Genomic DNA, 16,236 nt, shown 5'->3' on the forward strand with positions numbered 1-16,236 from the left:
GGGATCTTAGGGTTCAAATGCAAAGTTAGTATATTATAACATATAGCAGTTTTTTGAAGTGCTTGACTTTTTTAATAAAAAAAGGGCCATAAACACCTTAAGTATTTATAGCCTTCTTCTGTAATCAATATTATTTTATAGCTTATTTCCAGCCACCACCAAGTGCCTGGTACAAATCAACAATAGACAACAACTGTTTTAGTTTGCTATCAATTAGATTTAATTCAGCGCTTAATGCACTTTGTCTTGCAGTCAATAAATCTAAATAATTGGCAAAACCATTTTTCAATAAGTCATTAGAATTCTGCTCTGCTCTGCGCAAGGCTTCAACTTCCAAGTTTTTGAATTTAAATTTCTCTGTCTCGGCAGTGTAGCTGTACAAAGCATTGGAGACTTCGTTTCCGGCAACCAATAATGAGCGTTTAAATTCTAACAAGGCTTGTTCTTGTTGGGCATCAGCAACTTCTTTTTGCGTTCTGATTTTACGCTGGTTGAGGATCGGTTGTGCTAAACCACCGACGATATTCGCAAAAAATGATCTGGCGTTCAATAATTGATCCAATTCTAAACTTTGGAAACCTCCAGTGGCTGAAATGGTTAACGACGGATAAAAGTTGCTGCGCGCCACATTGGTCAATTCAAAAGCTTTGACCAAGTTGTATTCTGCGGCAATAACGTCAGGTCTGTTGCTCAACAATAGTGTTGGAACTCCTAATTTTAAGTCCGTTTGTAAATGTTGGTCGTCTAAAATACTACGTGCATAACCACGTGGATGTTCGCCTAACAAAATACTCAAAACGTTCTCTGTCTGAAAAATAGCCGTCTCCAAATCTACTTGAATGGCTCTGGCATTATTGTATTGCGCCACGTTTTGATCAACCGCTACTTGAGTGACATTTCCGGCGTCTTTTAAGGCTTGAATTGTGCTCACGCTGCTGTCTCTGACCATGACCGTTCTTTTGGTGATTTCCAATTGCGAATCTAAAGCCAACAACTGATAATACGTTGAAGCGATATCAGATACCAATCGTGATTTTACCGCTTGATGTGCGGCCACTGTGCTTAAATAATCAGCATCAGTTGCACGTTTGTTGCTTCTTATTTTTCCCCAAATGTCTGCTTCCCAAGATAAACTGCCAGTCAACTCATATTGATCTGTTGATCTATTCGTTAAAAAGGAACCCAACTGACTATTTTTTGACAGCTCTTGATGTGTTATAGAAGCTTTTCCGTTAAGGGTTGGTAAATACCCAGCTTTCCCTTGTTTAGCATAGGCTTCTGCACTCAAAACTTGTTGAATGGCAACACGGATGTCGATATTGTTTTGAAGTCCTTGCTCAATATATTGCACCAAATAAGGATCAGTGAACAATTCTTTCCAGGACAGATCAGCCATGGAAAGGCTGTCTGTTGGAAGGGCATCTGTTCGATACAGATTTTGGGTTTCTTCAACTTGTGGTCGAACATAGTCTTTGGCTACGAAACAACTTTGTAAGGTAAATGCGGAAACGGTCAACACTACCATATATTTAAATGAGCGATTTTTAAGCATTGCTATCATGAGTTTGGTCTTCTATAAGTTCAATTGTTTTTGGTTGCGGTGCTCCAGATATTTTTTCTTGTAACCATTGGAAAAAGATGAACAAGATTGGAATAACGAAGACGCCAAGAATGGTTCCGATTAATACACCACCTACGGCACCTGTACCAATAGATCGGTTTCCTTGCGCACCCACGCCACTTGCAAATGCTAACGGCATTAATCCGAAGATAAAAGCGAATGAGGTCATCAAAATAGGACGCAAACGTGCTTCTGCTCCATGAACGGCCGCCTGGACCAGTGATTCTCCATTACGTCGTCGTTGCAGCGCAAACTCCACAATTAAGATGGCGTTTTTGGCCAAGAGTCCGAGTAACATAATCAGTGCAATTTGGAAATAAATATTGTTTTGTAAACCTGTAATTAGCGTTACAAAATAGGCTCCAAACACTCCTAAAGGCAAGGACAGGAGTACAGAGAACGGTACTAAATAACTCTCGTACTGAGCCGCTAATAGGAAATAAACAAACACAAGTGACAACATAAAAATAGTTGTGGTTTGGTTACCCGCATTTACCTCTTCACGCGTTAAACCGGAATAGGCTGTGGTATAATTGGCAGGCAATGTTTGAGCAATTTCATTTACTGCTTTAATAGCATCACCGGAACTATAACCAGGGGCTATTGCTGCGTTTAGGGTTACTGAGTTAAACAAGTTAAAACGCGTCACAGATTGCGGACCATAAACTCTTTTTAAGTTTACGAAAGCTGTAATTGGTGTCATCTCTCCAGTGCCTGTACGGACATAAAGTTTGGCTAAATCACTTTCATTAGCACGATCTTCCGGTAAAGCTTGAACATATACACGGTATTGTTTTCCAAATCGGGAGAAATCAGCCGCAAAAATACTTCCAATATAACCTTGAAGGGTTGAGAAAAGATCACTAATGGGAACACCTAGTTGTTTTGCCAATTCAGCATTGATTTCTATCTCATATTGCGGATATTTTGTGTTGAATGAGGATTGGGCATATTGAATTTCTGGACGGGCAGATAATTTACCTACAAATTCTTGAGTGACTTTATCTAAATCGGTAAAACTTCCTCCAGAACGGTCTAATAAATTGACTTCAATCCCCGCAGAGTTACCAAAACCTGGTACACTTGGCGGTGAAAAGAAGAGAATGTTGGCCTCCGGAATCTGCGCAGCAACACCAAACATCTGTGCAGTAATGTTTGCAACAGAAAGCGACTCATCTTTACGATCTTCCCAATCATCCAATCTGATAAAGCCTAGGCCAAAGTTGCTACCAGCACCTCCTAAAAAGCTACTACCTTCAATAAGCGATCCTCCCTTTACGCCAGGAATTTTGATTAATTTTTCATATAAATCAACGTTTACTTGGTGGGTTCTGTCTATGGAAGATCCTGCAGGAAGCTCAACGTTTACGAAGAGGATACCTCGATCTTCATCAGGTACAAATCCAGTTTTTAATACTGAAGATGACCACCAAATAGCGCCCACTGAAATGGCTAATGCCAATACGGTAATCCATTTGTTTCGGTATAAGAAATGAACAGATTTACCATACTTAGTTACGGTTGCATCAAAACCTCTGTTGAATCCGTCAAAAAAGCGACCAATGAAACCTTTCTTCTTTTTGTTCTGTTTGTCGTCATGCCCTTTTAAGAATAAAGCACATAAGGCGGGACTTAAAGTCAATGCATTAACTGCAGAAATAAGAATCGCTACAATAAGTGTCACACCAAATTGCTCATAGAATACACCCGTTGGCCCTTCAATAAACGTCACAGGAATAAATACCGCCGCCATGACCAAGGTAATGGAAATAATGGCACCGGTAATATCATGCATCGCCGCAATGGTTGCCTTTTTAGGATTACTTTCGCCTTCATCAATTTTGGCATGTACCGCCTCAACCACTACAATGGCATCATCCACCACAATACCAATGGCCAGAACCAAGGCGAAAAGTGTCAATAAGTTAATGGAATATCCAAAGAGATTTAGGAAGAAAAATGTACCAATAATAGATACGGGAACGGCAATTGCCGGAATTAAGGTCGATCTAAAATCTTGTAAGAAAATAAATACTACGATAAAGACGAGTAAAAATGCTTCGGCTAAAGTGGTTACTACTTTCTCAATAGAGGCATTTAAGAAACTATTGGTGTTGTATGGGACAAAAATTTCAATACCTTTTGGTAAATCGGCTTTAATATCTTCTAGTTTTTTCTCAATGTCAATAATAATATCACGGGCATTGGAACCTTTGGTTTGGAAAATACCCATGTTAACCGCAGGTTTTCCATTGGTAATGGAACCACCACCATAGGATTGTGCACCCAGTTCAATATCAGCAACATCAGATAGTTTTAAGAACTGTCCGTTGCCAAGCGCCTTAATGATAATGCCACTATATTGTGCTTCCGTTTTAAAACGTCCACCATATTTAATCACATAACTAAAGGCTTCACCATCATTTTCTCCAAAAGATCCTGCTGCAGCCTCTAAACTTTGTTCCCGCAAAGCTGCGGTAACATCAGTTGGAATCAGACCATAAGCTGCCATTTTTTCTGGTCGTAACCAAATGCGCATGGCGTAATCTTTCGCACCAAAAACATTCACATCACCAACACCATGTACCCTTTGTAATTCAGGGATGACATTGATTTTTAAATAGTTTTGCATAAAGGTGTCGTCATAGTCAGGATTCTCACTATAAAATGACATAAACATCAAGGCACTAGTTTGCTGCTTTGAAGTGGTAACACCGGTTTGTATGACGGCTTGTGGTAATTGTGAAGTGGCACGTGCCACACGGTTTTGAACGTTTACCGCAGCGATGTCTGGATCCACATCCTGATCAAAAAAGACGGTAATGGTAGCAACTCCCGTATTGGAAGCACTGGATGTAATGTAAGTCATCCCTTCCACACCGTTGATTTGTTCTTCAATAGGAATGATGACACTTTCCAAAATGGTTTCAGCGTTCGCGCCAGGGTAGGTGGCGTTTACGGTAATCGTCGGTGGGGCAATATCAGGATATTGCGTAATTGGCAATGCCGTTAGACCAAGGATCCCCAAGATCACGATAATGATGGAGACGACCGTTGAAAGTACTGGTCTTTCTATAAAAGTTTTTATCATAAGTTCTTATCTTGGAATATTATCTGAATAATTTGTCAATAGGTTTCGCAACACTATCGAAAGGAATTTCCATAGGTTGAATCTTAGAGTCACCTCTTAATTTTGCAACACCTTTCGCGACAATTTTATCGCCTTTTTTAACGCCTTCAGAAACGACATAAAGGTTACCCACAGAAGCTATCACGTTAATACGTGTAGCAATTGCCATATCATCAGCTTCTATTTTATAAACATAGTAGCTGCCTTGTTGCTCATAAGTAGCTTGCATAGGCACTACAATGGCATCGGTATAAACTCGAGGGACTCTTATTTTCCCACTGTTTCCGTTGGTTAAAATTCGTGCATCGTTATTAAAAACAGCACGAAACGAGATAGAACCTGTATTTACATTCACTTGAGAGTTGATGGTCTCGATAGTTCCTTCGTGGTCATAAGTGCTACCATTGGCTAAAATTAAAGTCACTTTAGGAAGATTCTTTATTTTTTCTTGGATATCTTTTCCTTCTACCTTTTGGATGAAATCAAGATATTCTTTTTCGTTCATAGAAAAATAAGCATAGACTTTACTAATGTCAGAAACCGTTGTTAAAGGTTCTTGACTCGTAGGGCTGACTAAGCTACCAGCACGCAAACGGATGGCACCAACATAACCATCAACAGGGCTTTTTATATTGGCATAACCAATGTTTGCCCCAATACTTTTATAAGCACTTTGCGCTTGCATTAATTTTGCTTTTGCAGTTTCTAACTGTACGCTACTAATGATGTTTTTTTCAACCAAAGGTTTTAGCTTATCCATCTCCACCTGCGCAGCATTAACGTTTGCTTTGGCGGCGTCAGCATCTTGAGTAAGGGATTGTGTTTCTAGTCGGAATATAGTTTGTCCTTTTTTTACTTTTTGACCTTCATCCACTAACACTTCAGTAATGTAACCTGAAATTTTTGATCGCACTTCACTGTTGTTTATACCCTCTATATTAGTTGGAAATGTGTTGAACCCCGTTACGGTTTGTTGAGGAATAGTGGTCACTTGAAAAGACATTGGTCCTTGTGGTCCTTGTGGCGCCTGTTTTTTATCTCCACAGCTCATAAAAAGAGCGATAAAACTAAGGGAGACTACTAATGGAAGTTTGATTGTTTTCATTGATTATTAATTACTGTTTAATGTTTTTTTCTATTATTTTTGATCTTAAAGTCGAAACTGATTTGGTGACTTCATCCAAAAATTGGATATAATTGTCATGAAAATCCAGATTGAATTTTGAGTCATACTTGCTGTCCAATTGATTGGTCTTTTCTTTAAATTCTTTAATTTCTAAATGCAGTTCTTTTTGGGTAAACCAAGATTCCATCATGGCATCAATACTTCGTATAATACTATCTTCATTAATGGTGTAATATTTTTTTCGATCGCCAGTTTTAGTGAAATAGACTATTTTCTTTAAATCAGCCAAATGATTTAAATGTGTAGAGATGGTACTTTTACTGGCACATAAATCTTTCACTAATTCTTCAAAAGTGGTTCCGACATTACCTGTCAAAATGATATAGGAGAGAATACGGGCAGCCACAGGAGCCAACTGTTCCTCCTGCTCCATAAAGACACCCAATCTTTCAACTAAATCTTGTTTGTCATTAAGAATTTTGCTTTCCATGTTACAAATTTTATGCAAAGATAATTGAGGTTCGGAACAATCCGAACCAATCGAAGTTAAAAAAATGTTAAATAAAAAAACCGATGAAACTTCATCGGTTATAGATATATATGTTTGATCGATTTACAGAGACGATTTGAATTGCTCTAAAAACCGCACGTCATTTTCGCTCAATAGTCTGATATCGCCAATTTGGTGTAACAGCATCGCAATACGGTCGATTCCCATGCCAAAGGCAAATCCAGAATAGATTTTTGAATCAATGCCACAGTTTTCAAGAACGTTAGGATCTACCATGCCGCAGCCCATAATTTCCAACCATCCAGTACCTTTTGTGATGCGGTGGTCTATTTCAGTTTCCAATCCCCAATACACATCTACTTCTGCACTTGGCTCGGTAAATGGAAAATAGGAAGGACGCAAACGGATTTTACTTTTCCCGAACATTTCTGTAGTGAAATATTGAAGGGTTTGCTTCAAATCAGCAAAACTTACGTCTTTATCAATGTATAAACCTTCCACTTGATGGAAGAAACAGTGGGAACGTGATGAAATGGCTTCGTTTCTAAACACGCGCCCTGGTGATATGGTACGGATTGGCGGTTTGTTATTTTCCATATAGCGCACTTGCACAGAACTGGTGTGCGTACGCAACAAGATATCAGGATCGGTTTGAATAAAAAATGTGTCCTGCATATCGCGTGCCGGATGGTATTCTGGTAGGTTTAATGCGGTAAAATTATGCCAATCGTCCTCAATTTCTGGGCCTTCACTAACGTTAAAGCCGATGCGGGAAAAGATGTCAATAATTTGATTTTTAACGATTGAAATGGGATGACGTGCACCAATGGCAATAGGTTCGCCAGGGCGTGATAAATCACCATAAATACCTTTGACTTCTTCTTTGCTTTCCAGTTCTTCCTTTAAAGCATTGACCTTGTCTTCCGCTGTTTTTTTCAGTTGATTGATGACCTGACCAAATTCTTTCTTCTGATCATTGGCAACGTTTTTAAATTCGGCGAAATACTCATTAAGCAAACCTTTTTTACCTAAATACTTGATTCGGAAAGCTTCAATCTCCTCTTTGGATTGGGCTGTAAAAGTTTCGGCTTCAGCAATAAGCTGTTTAATCTTGTCTATCATAAATCAAAAAAATGGAAATGCAAATTTAATATTTTTTGTCGAATTCTGCGTTAACGATTACGAATACAATTTTACTTTTACAAAGAAGAATTCGTGATACCGCTTCGGTAAGTTGCAGTGGAAATCCTTTTTTTTCAGATTTCTTGCCTAAGCAAGGAATATAAAAAAAGAATGTAGCGAAAAGCGCCCCCGAAGCCTCGGGGCTGAAAGGGAACGCCTAAAAAATCACTTAATATATTCTAACTCAATAAAGTAATGGACAATGGCTTCTTTCATTAAGACGCTTTGCTCACCTGCTTTTAACGGTGGCAATTGTGCCAATACTTTATAATGTGGCCATTTATCGTCATCAAAATAGTCAAATTCGTAGTAGCCATAAGGTTCTAACAAACGACAGATGGCGATATGCATCAAGTCTAATTTATGATCTTTCTTGAATTTTTTATGTAATTGTCCCAATTCCTGTACGCCTATTAAATAAATAATGGCATCCAAATCGAGTATATCTCCTTCGGCAAATTGGTTAGAAAGTTTGCTAACCACCAGCTCCCAGCGCTCTTTTAATTGTGTGTCTCTTGACATTTTTATAGTTTCAGGTTTCGAGTTTCAGGTTTCAAGTTTGAGCTTGACTGATAACTTCGCCCTTTTTTTTAGTTATTAATTATTTGTCCCTACCAAAATGGCATTGACAGATTTTAGTCGAGAATAATTTTTTTCAACTTGAATTTCGATTTCAATTTCAACTTCGTTCTCGGTTTCAAAGTTAAGGAACAATGCATTCTGTTTAAAGTTTATAACTCTAAAAATCTCAAATTTATGTACGTTTGCCAAAATATGGATCTGTTATGAGTGTTTTCGACATCGTTTTAATTGGCTTAATTGGATTTGGTCTTGTGCGCGGACTTATGAAAGGTTTTTTTGTGGAAATCGCATCACTCATAGCTTTGGTGGCTGGGGTTTATGGCGCGATTCATTTTAGTAATTATGCGGAAACGCTAATCGATGAAAACTCGGAATGGGATGAAAAAACGGTCAATATTGTTGCTTTTGCCGTAACCTTTCTGATTATTGTTTTGGTCATTGCTTTGGCTGGAAAAGCCATGACAAAACTTGCCGATTTTGCCGCTTTAGGCCTAGTGAACAAGATTTTTGGCGGTTTTTTTGGTGCTTTAAAAACGGCCTTGATTCTGAGTGTTGTGCTTAATATTTTTGATAGCATGAATCGCGCCGTTCCACTTACGGATGAAAAAAGCATTGAAGATTCTGCACTTTATAGTCCTGTAAAAGGACTAGTACCGATGATTTTTCCTCTTATTTTAGAAAAGAAAAAGGAATTGGAAAAGCCTATAGAAGATGATTCTACCTTTTCTTTAGAGTTGACGTAGGACTTATGACTTAAGACTTGGATTGTGTAAGTATGAGTAACACTTTTCTTCAAAGTCCACATTTTTCGGTCTTATGTCAAACGTCTACAAGTCTTAAGTCTGATTATACTCAATAACAATCTGATTTGATCTGGTTGGCATAGTTGCTCAACGGTTTTTTGTTGAATTCCAAACAGATAACATTCAAGGTTTGCATCACATCTTTGTACATGGATAAGGATCCACAAATCAGAATCACACCTTTGTTTGCCAATGTTTCTGCAATGTTTTTTCCGTCACGTTCTATAAGATGCTGCACATATAAACGGTCATGGTGTTGTGAATATGCCAAATGTAAACTGTTGAGTTTTTTACTATTTATGCAACTTTCAAGAAGTTTTTCGTAAAGTGCAAATGACTTTTTTGTTCGCAAACCAAAATAGGCTTCGATTTCTGCTTTTTTATGATTTTGATCCAACATGCCCAAAAAAGGAGCAATTCCTGTTCCGTTGGCAATCATGATTATTTTGGATGCTTTTTCAGGAAGATGAAAATTGACATTTTCAAGTAGTCTTGCTTTGCAAATCTCTCCAGTTTTAAAATCATTTAGATAATTGGAGCCTAAGCCGTCGTCATAATATTTAACGCTCAATTGGATGTTGCCATTCACTTTTCCCACAGAATACAAGCGTTCACGGTAATCATCTTTTGGATACACCGCTAACAAATCGCCAGAAGTAAATTGAAGATTTTTTTTTGGTTTTAAAGTTATGGTAAACGTGTTATCAGGACTATCGCCCACGTTACTTTTTGAAACAACTTCAAAGGATTTGGTGTGTTTTGGTTTGGAGATTAATTTCTCTTTTGGAATAACTATTTCTAAACCGACCTTTTCTGACCACACTTGAACCCATTGCTCAAAGCTTTCAAATGATTTGTCATTAATGGTAAACGGCGCCAGTAATTGCGTAGATTTTTCATTTAAAAAAGCTTTATCGATATCATAAGCAAATTTGCAAAAATCAGGATAGGAAAGTGATCCGAAACCAACTACCGAAAAACTATAGGTTTGGCTTTGTTTGACAAATTCTAAACGCTTTAAAAACTTGTTGGCATTGGTTGGTGCTTCGCCTTGGCCATAGGTTGACGTCAACACAATAAGATGTTCTGCTTTTTTGTATTTGCGGTATGTATTGAGTTCTGCAATATAAACGGTTTCTCCAACGGCAATTAATTGTTGTTGTAAGGCATTGGCAAAAAGTAGTGTGCCTCCATTTTCTGAACCCACTAAAATCACATATTTTGAATCACTTTTCTTACACTTGTTTTTCAACTTGGCCGCACGACGTTTGAGCGTCATGGCAAATCCTGAATAGATAAAAAATAAAATATTTGCCGAAGCAATGGCTAAAATAAGCGACCATAAAATGCTGCCTTTTCCTGTATGAAGATTAAGACTGAGGTTAGAAAAGAATTTGACCAATGGATAATCAATTTCGCTAAGGATTTCCCCAGAAAATTGATCGACAACAATTTCTTTGTTTTTTAATTGTATCGTGTAATGATCTTCAATAACATCAGAAAACGGGAATTCTACCGATTTAACTTCTGATAACTTGGTGTTTTTAAAGACGTCCATGTCTTTAAAATTCTGTTGTGGGGATTCGGTAAGGGCATCAAAATCGATGTGATGTCGCTGGCTGTCTTTTGGAAGTAAATCAAATTTATCTAAGGATAAATAAACGCCTGTTACAGTAATAATGATGATTGGGATTAGTGATAATCGACCTAAAACGACATGCCAATATTGTGAAAAATTGTCATTGACAATTTTCGAAAAGAATTTTTTAAAACTGCGTTGGCGTTTCAGGATTAAAATAGTGCCTGAAACGGCGATGAGGAATAGTAAAAACGAACACAAACCCACTAAAAAGCGTCCCGTTCCTTTTAAGAATAAGGAGCGATGCAGATTGGTCGTCCATTGAAAAAACTTGGAAATTTCTATCTTTTCACCAAGATAGGCGCCTGTTTTGGAATTGAAATAACCGTCTAAGGATTTTCCATCTTCGGTAAGTACGGAAGCGGATACAAAATCGTTGCTATCCACTTCTAAAGAGATAACTTCGGAATAATGGGATGTAAAGGTTTGAAGCGTTTCGGCTAAAGTGATCTGGTTAAAACCATCGACTTTATAGGGCTGAATCTGTTCTGAAATTGGCTGAAACGCCAAAATGATCCCAGTTACGGAGGCCATGAAGATAAAAACAAAAGAAGATATGGCCAGTGCTAGATGGCTATATCTCCAAATGGATATGGTCATATTTTATAGTGTCTTAAATATTGATGTTGTTTAAAAGGAATCAAGACCGCTTCGCTGTTAGAACATAGAATTAAGATTTTATCGTGCTTTTTATTAACATTTCAACGTCTTAATCAAAGCTTTTGGACGGAGATCAAACCTTTCAGGTTTTGAAAACCTGAAAGGTCTTTAAAGGTTTTTTTGGAGCTTCGAGCTTCCAACTTCGAGCTTCCAACTCTTTTAATTCGGCATCATCCGCACATAACGGATAAATCCGGTGCCGTCTTTTTTGCTTTTAACGGTTTCTGAAGTCAATTCAAACTCCACATCACTGGTGTAGTATTTTTGATCTTCCACAGCGGTTTCAAAACGGATTTTGTAGCCAGCGTTTATTTTCGAATCCTCAATGTCGATTACAGTTATGTTTCGTCCGCCACCAGAAACGGTCGCTCCGGTAATGGCATCTAAATTTGAGCGTTTTTTGGCATGAAATTTTTTCCACCAGTCTTCAATCGTATTGTACCATTGCGCATCATCACCTTGAACGTACAAAGTTTTTTCATAATCCCCTTTTGGGTTGATTAACGAAATCACGATATAGGCGCCCTCGCCAGTATAATTGGTCATCTGGATCATGCATTTGTACTTTGTTGCTGGTGCTTTGGCCGTAAATGACATCAATCCGAATAGGACTAGACTTAAAAATATAAAATGTTTTATTTTCATGTTGTTTTTTAACTTGTCAGTAAATGTTTTAGACCTGTCAGGTTTCAAAAACCTGACAGGTCTGTATTCTATTTTAAAAAATCTAAAGAAATATTTTTTCCTATCAATAACTCATTTTCAGAAGCCAAATCATAAGCGGTTTCATCAAAATCAGTTACGATATCTTTTTTTGCTCCAATAGACACTAAATATTTTAAGATCTCCGTATCATTTGCTTTCATTGCTGCTTTATGCAACGGCGTGATGCCTTCTTTGTTTTTGGCATTCACATCAGCTTTGAATTGTTGAATGAATTTAAGTGTCGTCATATCGTTTTTGTCCAATGCCAAATGGTATAAGGTGTTTCCGTTGGCTTGTGGTTTACCGAAATTGAATCCGTTTTGTTCTAATAAAGATAGCTTTTTGTTGAAGTCGTCTTCGTTTTTAACCGTATAGGATTGCATTAAATAGGTGGTTAAATCATTGCCATTGCCATCCACAAGCAATGTTTTTGCCTTTTTATTTAAGAGAAAAGCGACCACATCAGAGATGTTGTTTGCAACGGCTAATGCCAAAGCAGATTCGCCTTTTTTATTGGTTTGGTTGATGTTTTTGACCGTTTTTGAAAACAAAGTCACGGTTTCAAGATTGTTTTTACTGGCAGCATTCATAAATGGCGTGTTTCCAAAGCTGTCTGATTGATTGACATCGGCACCTTTTTGAATAAAATAGTTGATGATCGCCATATCTTTACTTCTAACAGCCAAGGTATGCAGTGCTGTTTCGCCATCTTTTGAAACCGCAATTGGGTTTAATCCAGCGCTTTCTAAAAACTGATAGACTTCAATACCATTCGTAATACCACGAGCACCTTGACTTGCGAAAATGAAAGCATTGTCATTGCCTTTGACACCTTTTTTAAGCAATTGGGTCATCAAAGTGATATTTCCTGTTCTCGCCGCATAATTGAATATCCCGTTGCCATCTGCATCCACACTATTCAAATCCAAACCTTTTGAAGTGAAATAAGTAATCAAACTAAAATCAGTGTCGTGAGGCGCGACTAATAATAAGGCATTCGCACCCGTAGGTGTGAGATCCTTTTGAAGATTGGCACCATATTTTATAAGTAAATCATACACTTGCGTAGTGCGCTGCCCTGATCCTGCGGCAAAATTGATGATGCTACTGCCTTTATCATCCGTAATATCAGTTTTTGCACCGTTATCGATCAGAAATTGCATCAATTCCACGTTCCCTTTATTCGCGGCCCAAAAAATATAAGTTCTGCCGTCGTGGGTTAGTTTGTTGACATCATTTCCTTTCTTTGCGATGACGTATTGAATGGTTTCGTTCGGTGCGTTTGCTAAAATGGCTTGAGCTGCACCATCAAAATTACTGGCATTCGCTTGTGCAATATCATGGCCTTCCTTGATTTTTAAATCAATCGTTTCAACACTCGGTTTTGATGCCCAAAAATCACGATCTAAAAAGATATTGGCCTGTGAGAAAATCGGACCGCCAATACCAAAAGCCAAGATGATTATTAAGAATCTTTTCATAAGTTTATTTTTTACGTCTGAGTGAGATTTATCTATAATTTCTATTCTTATTTAGATTGAATTAGGATAAGGCTCAATTTAGGCCGTAAATTTATATAGAATGAATCTAAATAAAAAGACTATCGATATCTTTTTTTTAATTTCTTTATCGTATTTGGATTTTCGGAAGAAGTAGATGTAGCTCAGGATTCTACAAAAAAAAATGAGGACTTGATTTAGCTGGAAGTACTAAAATGAGCAATAAGAGTGGATAGTATCTATACTATTGATCTAATCCTAGGGAAAATCATTGAGGTAAGAACACGTGTTGGTCGCTATTCAAAACTAGAAATATTGAGCTACTATGCAAATGGGGAGGCCAATGAAGATAGGAGTAATTCTGACGTTTACACTTTTAACTTTGTATACCAACCAAACGAGGAAGTGGCTTTTTCGATTTATTCTAATCGATAAATTTCCATGATTTTATTGAGATACTTGTTGAAATCAATTTTTAAATCGATGAGTTTTCCCGTACTGACATCAAACACCCATCCATGGACTTTTAAACCTCTTTCTCTATTGGCTCTTTGAACAGCAGCGGTTTTTATGAGATTGATGCATTGTTCGCGTACATTGAGTTCTACCAAACGGTCATATCGATTTTCTTCGTCTTCAATAGCATTCAATTTATTGCGATGTGTACGATACACATCACGAATATTACGAAGCCACGGATTCAAGATGCCCAAGTCGGCAGATTGCATGGCCGCCTTAACGCCGCCACAGCCATAATGTCCACACACCACAATATCCTTGACTTTTAGATGATCGACCGCATAATTGACTACAGACATGACGTTCAGATCAATGCTAATGACCATATTGGCAATATTTCGATGCACAAAAACTTCACCAGGTCCCATGCCCATCAATTCCTCTGACGTCACACGACTGTCAGAACAACCAATAAACAATAATTCAGGATTTTGACCTTCTGCTAAATGTTTAAAGAAATCTGGATCGATAGCCAGCTTTTCTTTGATCCATTTTTCATTGTTTTTGAATACTTTATTTAAGTCCATTCTCGCTAAAGTTTTGTTTCCGATGAAAGATTCTCATCGATATGTAGAGTTTAAAGGTAGGTAAAATATGGTTTTCTTGAGTTAAATTTTAGTTTTTATCTAATCATAACATATAACCAACTCAATCTCAAAAGACAATAATTGTGAAATCATTGTCCTTCTTTCTAAACTCAAAAAATTCTATTGCCTCAAAATCAGTTTAAACTATGTGCTTTAATACATCTCACTTGAGCTTTTAAAATTTTGACACTCCCGAAGCGTCGGGATCACGAATTTTCACAGTGAGCATACCGGTGAAAATTATTAATTATTAATTTCACGAATGCAACAGGCTTTCAGTCTGTTTTAAAAACGCCGCCAGAACGTTTGTCGGTCTGGTATGGCAATTTAGGCCATAATTGTTTATTCAATAATTTCCTGTTTCGTCGAGTTAAAGCGTAAAATGAGATACCCAATGATTGCAGAAATTACAGAACCCAATAAAATCCCAATTTTTGCCGAGTCCACATAAGCTTGGTTATTCTTAAATGCCAAGCTCGCGATAAAAATGGCCATCGTAAACCCGATTCCCGCCAAAAAGGAAACGCCAATGATATGTCTGTTGTTGATGTCTTCTGGGATTTGAGTGATTTTGAGTTTTTTAGCGACAAAAACAACAGTGGTAATACCAATACTATTCCCCAAAATCAAACAAAGCATTAAGGTGACAATCAGCGCCTCGTCTAGGCCTTGCGCATTATTGAACTTTACGCCAGCGTTAGCTAATGCAAATAATGGAATAATGACAAAGGCAACCCAATGATGCAATTTATGCTCTAAATATTGCAGGGGCGATTGGTATTTCTGAGTCCAATCTTCCAGCATGTCAATATGTTCAATTTGCTCTTTGGAAAGAATAGGCTCTTTCAATATGGTTGCATTCTTGATATTTTGGGTAATCGTTTCCAACTGTTCAATAAAAGGTCCAGTCTTAATCTTTTGATATGTCGGGATGGAGAACGCCAATAGAATCCCTGCTAAGGTGGGATGTACACCAGATTTTAAAAATAAAACCCAAATGACGATTCCGAACGTGGCCATCAAAAATTTCGAATAGTAACCTTTTGCGGAGAGGATATAAAGTAAAGCGAGCATTCCACAGGCAACAAATAACGATGTAAATTCGATATTTTCACTGTAAAAAATGGCGATAACCATAACCGCTCCCAGATCATCCACAATGGCGAATGCGGTCAAAAAGACTTTTAGGCTCAAGGGCACGCGATTTCCTAATAGTTTTAAAACGGCCAATGCAAACGCAATATCGGTGGCCATTGGAATTCCCCAGCCATGCATGGTTTCAGGATTGTTGTTTAATAAGAAATAAAATAAAACTGGGAATAACATGCCCCCAAAAGCCCCAAATAAGGGAAATGCCAACTTTTTAGTGGAGTTCAGTTCCCCAATCAGAAACTCCCGTTTAATTTCCAGACCGATCAAGAAAAAGAAAATCGCCATCAAGCCGTCATTGATCCATAAAATGAGGGGTTTGTTGAGTTCAAAACTCTCGGTGGTAAATCCCATTTCATATTGCCACAAGTTCTGGTAACTCTCGCCCCACGGCGAATTGGCCCAAATAAGGGCGATAAGGGTGGCTGTTATAAGAAAGACCCCGCTTAGGCTTTCTGTGTTTACATATTTTTGAAAAGGAGATAATATTTTTTTTGAAATCATATAATAATTTTACGAATGA

General features: G+C 37.7%; 12 protein-coding genes. 1 reads left to right on the plus strand and 11 read right to left on the minus strand.

What is annotated here, in order from left to right:
* Positions 1 to 142 precede the first annotated feature (142 nt).
* The 6 genes from ACOH2D_RS01290 to ACOH2D_RS01315 form a co-directional block, all read right to left on the minus strand.
* A complete protein-coding gene (locus ACOH2D_RS01290) occupies positions 143 to 1,561 on the minus strand; it encodes an efflux transporter outer membrane subunit (protein ID WP_449534149.1) in 1,419 nt (472 codons plus the stop codon).
* A complete protein-coding gene (locus tag ACOH2D_RS01295) occupies positions 1,545 to 4,712 on the minus strand; it encodes an efflux RND transporter permease subunit (RefSeq protein WP_348035215.1) in 3,168 nt (1,055 codons plus the stop codon). The genes ACOH2D_RS01290 and ACOH2D_RS01295 overlap by 17 nt, the downstream gene beginning before the upstream one ends.
* Positions 4,713 to 4,731: 19 nt before the next feature.
* Positions 4,732 to 5,856: an efflux RND transporter periplasmic adaptor subunit gene (locus ACOH2D_RS01300; protein WP_348035216.1), complete on the minus strand. Its 1,125-nt coding sequence runs from the start codon at positions 5,854 to 5,856 to the stop codon at positions 4,732 to 4,734.
* A gap of 10 nt (positions 5,857 to 5,866) precedes the next feature.
* On the minus strand, positions 5,867 to 6,367 hold the full coding sequence (locus ACOH2D_RS01305; protein WP_449534150.1) for a GbsR/MarR family transcriptional regulator: 501 nt from the start codon (positions 6,365 to 6,367) through the stop codon (positions 5,867 to 5,869).
* Positions 6,368 to 6,490: 123 nt separating this feature from the next.
* A complete protein-coding gene (gene pheS / locus ACOH2D_RS01310; RefSeq protein WP_449534151.1) occupies positions 6,491 to 7,510 on the minus strand; it encodes a phenylalanine--tRNA ligase subunit alpha in 1,020 nt (339 codons plus the stop codon).
* A 225-nt stretch (positions 7,511 to 7,735) separates the two neighbouring features.
* Entirely contained in the window at positions 7,736 to 8,092 is a 357-nt protein-coding gene (locus tag ACOH2D_RS01315) for a hypothetical protein (protein WP_449534152.1), read from the minus strand.
* A 263-nt stretch (positions 8,093 to 8,355) separates the two neighbouring features.
* Between ACOH2D_RS01315 and ACOH2D_RS01320 the strand changes: the two genes are divergently transcribed.
* Complete coding sequence (locus ACOH2D_RS01320; RefSeq protein ID WP_449534153.1) at positions 8,356 to 8,895, plus strand: CvpA family protein; 540 nt, start codon at positions 8,356 to 8,358, stop codon at positions 8,893 to 8,895.
* A gap of 109 nt (positions 8,896 to 9,004) precedes the next feature.
* On the opposite strand, the gene ACOH2D_RS01325 is transcribed toward ACOH2D_RS01320, so the two are convergent.
* From ACOH2D_RS01325 to nhaA, 5 genes are all read right to left on the minus strand, one after another.
* On the minus strand, positions 9,005 to 11,194 hold the full coding sequence (locus ACOH2D_RS01325) for a PepSY domain-containing protein (protein WP_449534154.1): 2,190 nt from the start codon (positions 11,192 to 11,194) through the stop codon (positions 9,005 to 9,007).
* A gap of 219 nt (positions 11,195 to 11,413) precedes the next feature.
* Positions 11,414 to 11,899, minus strand: coding sequence for a DUF2271 domain-containing protein (locus ACOH2D_RS01330; protein WP_348035222.1), 486 nt, complete (start codon positions 11,897 to 11,899; stop codon positions 11,414 to 11,416).
* A gap of 68 nt (positions 11,900 to 11,967) precedes the next feature.
* Positions 11,968 to 13,440 (minus strand): ankyrin repeat domain-containing protein, encoded by a 1,473-nt coding sequence (locus ACOH2D_RS01335; protein WP_449534155.1) that lies wholly within the window; start codon positions 13,438 to 13,440, stop codon positions 11,968 to 11,970.
* Positions 13,441 to 13,877: 437 nt separating this feature from the next.
* A complete protein-coding gene (locus ACOH2D_RS01340; RefSeq protein ID WP_348035225.1) occupies positions 13,878 to 14,504 on the minus strand; it encodes a carbonic anhydrase in 627 nt (208 codons plus the stop codon).
* Positions 14,505 to 14,906: 402 nt separating this feature from the next.
* Positions 14,907 to 16,217 (minus strand): Na+/H+ antiporter NhaA, encoded by a 1,311-nt coding sequence (gene nhaA, locus ACOH2D_RS01345; RefSeq protein WP_449534156.1) that lies wholly within the window; start codon positions 16,215 to 16,217, stop codon positions 14,907 to 14,909.
* Positions 16,218 to 16,236 lie beyond the last annotated feature (19 nt).

The sequence above is a fragment of the Gelidibacter sp. genome (genome assembly GCF_053579655.1).

Excerpts from the sequence above, each read along its gene's own strand:
- ACOH2D_RS01290 (WP_449534149.1), bottom strand. The coding sequence starts at position 1,561 with ATGATAGCAATGCTTAAAAATCGCTCATTTAAATATATGGTAGTGTTG.
- ACOH2D_RS01295 (WP_348035215.1), bottom strand. The coding sequence starts at position 4,712 with ATGATAAAAACTTTTATAGAAAGACCAGTACTTTCAACGGTCGTCTCC.
- ACOH2D_RS01300 (WP_348035216.1), bottom strand. The coding sequence starts at position 5,856 with ATGAAAACAATCAAACTTCCATTAGTAGTCTCCCTTAGTTTTATCGCT.
- ACOH2D_RS01305 (WP_449534150.1), bottom strand. The coding sequence starts at position 6,367 with ATGGAAAGCAAAATTCTTAATGACAAACAAGATTTAGTTGAAAGATTG.
- pheS (WP_449534151.1), bottom strand. The coding sequence starts at position 7,510 with ATGATAGACAAGATTAAACAGCTTATTGCTGAAGCCGAAACTTTTACA.
- ACOH2D_RS01315 (WP_449534152.1), bottom strand. The coding sequence starts at position 8,092 with ATGTCAAGAGACACACAATTAAAAGAGCGCTGGGAGCTGGTGGTTAGC.
- ACOH2D_RS01320 (WP_449534153.1), top strand. The coding sequence starts at position 8,356 with ATGAGTGTTTTCGACATCGTTTTAATTGGCTTAATTGGATTTGGTCTT.
- ACOH2D_RS01325 (WP_449534154.1), bottom strand. The coding sequence starts at position 11,194 with ATGACCATATCCATTTGGAGATATAGCCATCTAGCACTGGCCATATCT.
- ACOH2D_RS01330 (WP_348035222.1), bottom strand. The coding sequence starts at position 11,899 with ATGAAAATAAAACATTTTATATTTTTAAGTCTAGTCCTATTCGGATTG.
- ACOH2D_RS01335 (WP_449534155.1), bottom strand. The coding sequence starts at position 13,440 with ATGAAAAGATTCTTAATAATCATCTTGGCTTTTGGTATTGGCGGTCCG.
- ACOH2D_RS01340 (WP_348035225.1), bottom strand. The coding sequence starts at position 14,504 with ATGGACTTAAATAAAGTATTCAAAAACAATGAAAAATGGATCAAAGAA.
- nhaA (WP_449534156.1), bottom strand. The coding sequence starts at position 16,217 with ATGATTTCAAAAAAAATATTATCTCCTTTTCAAAAATATGTAAACACA.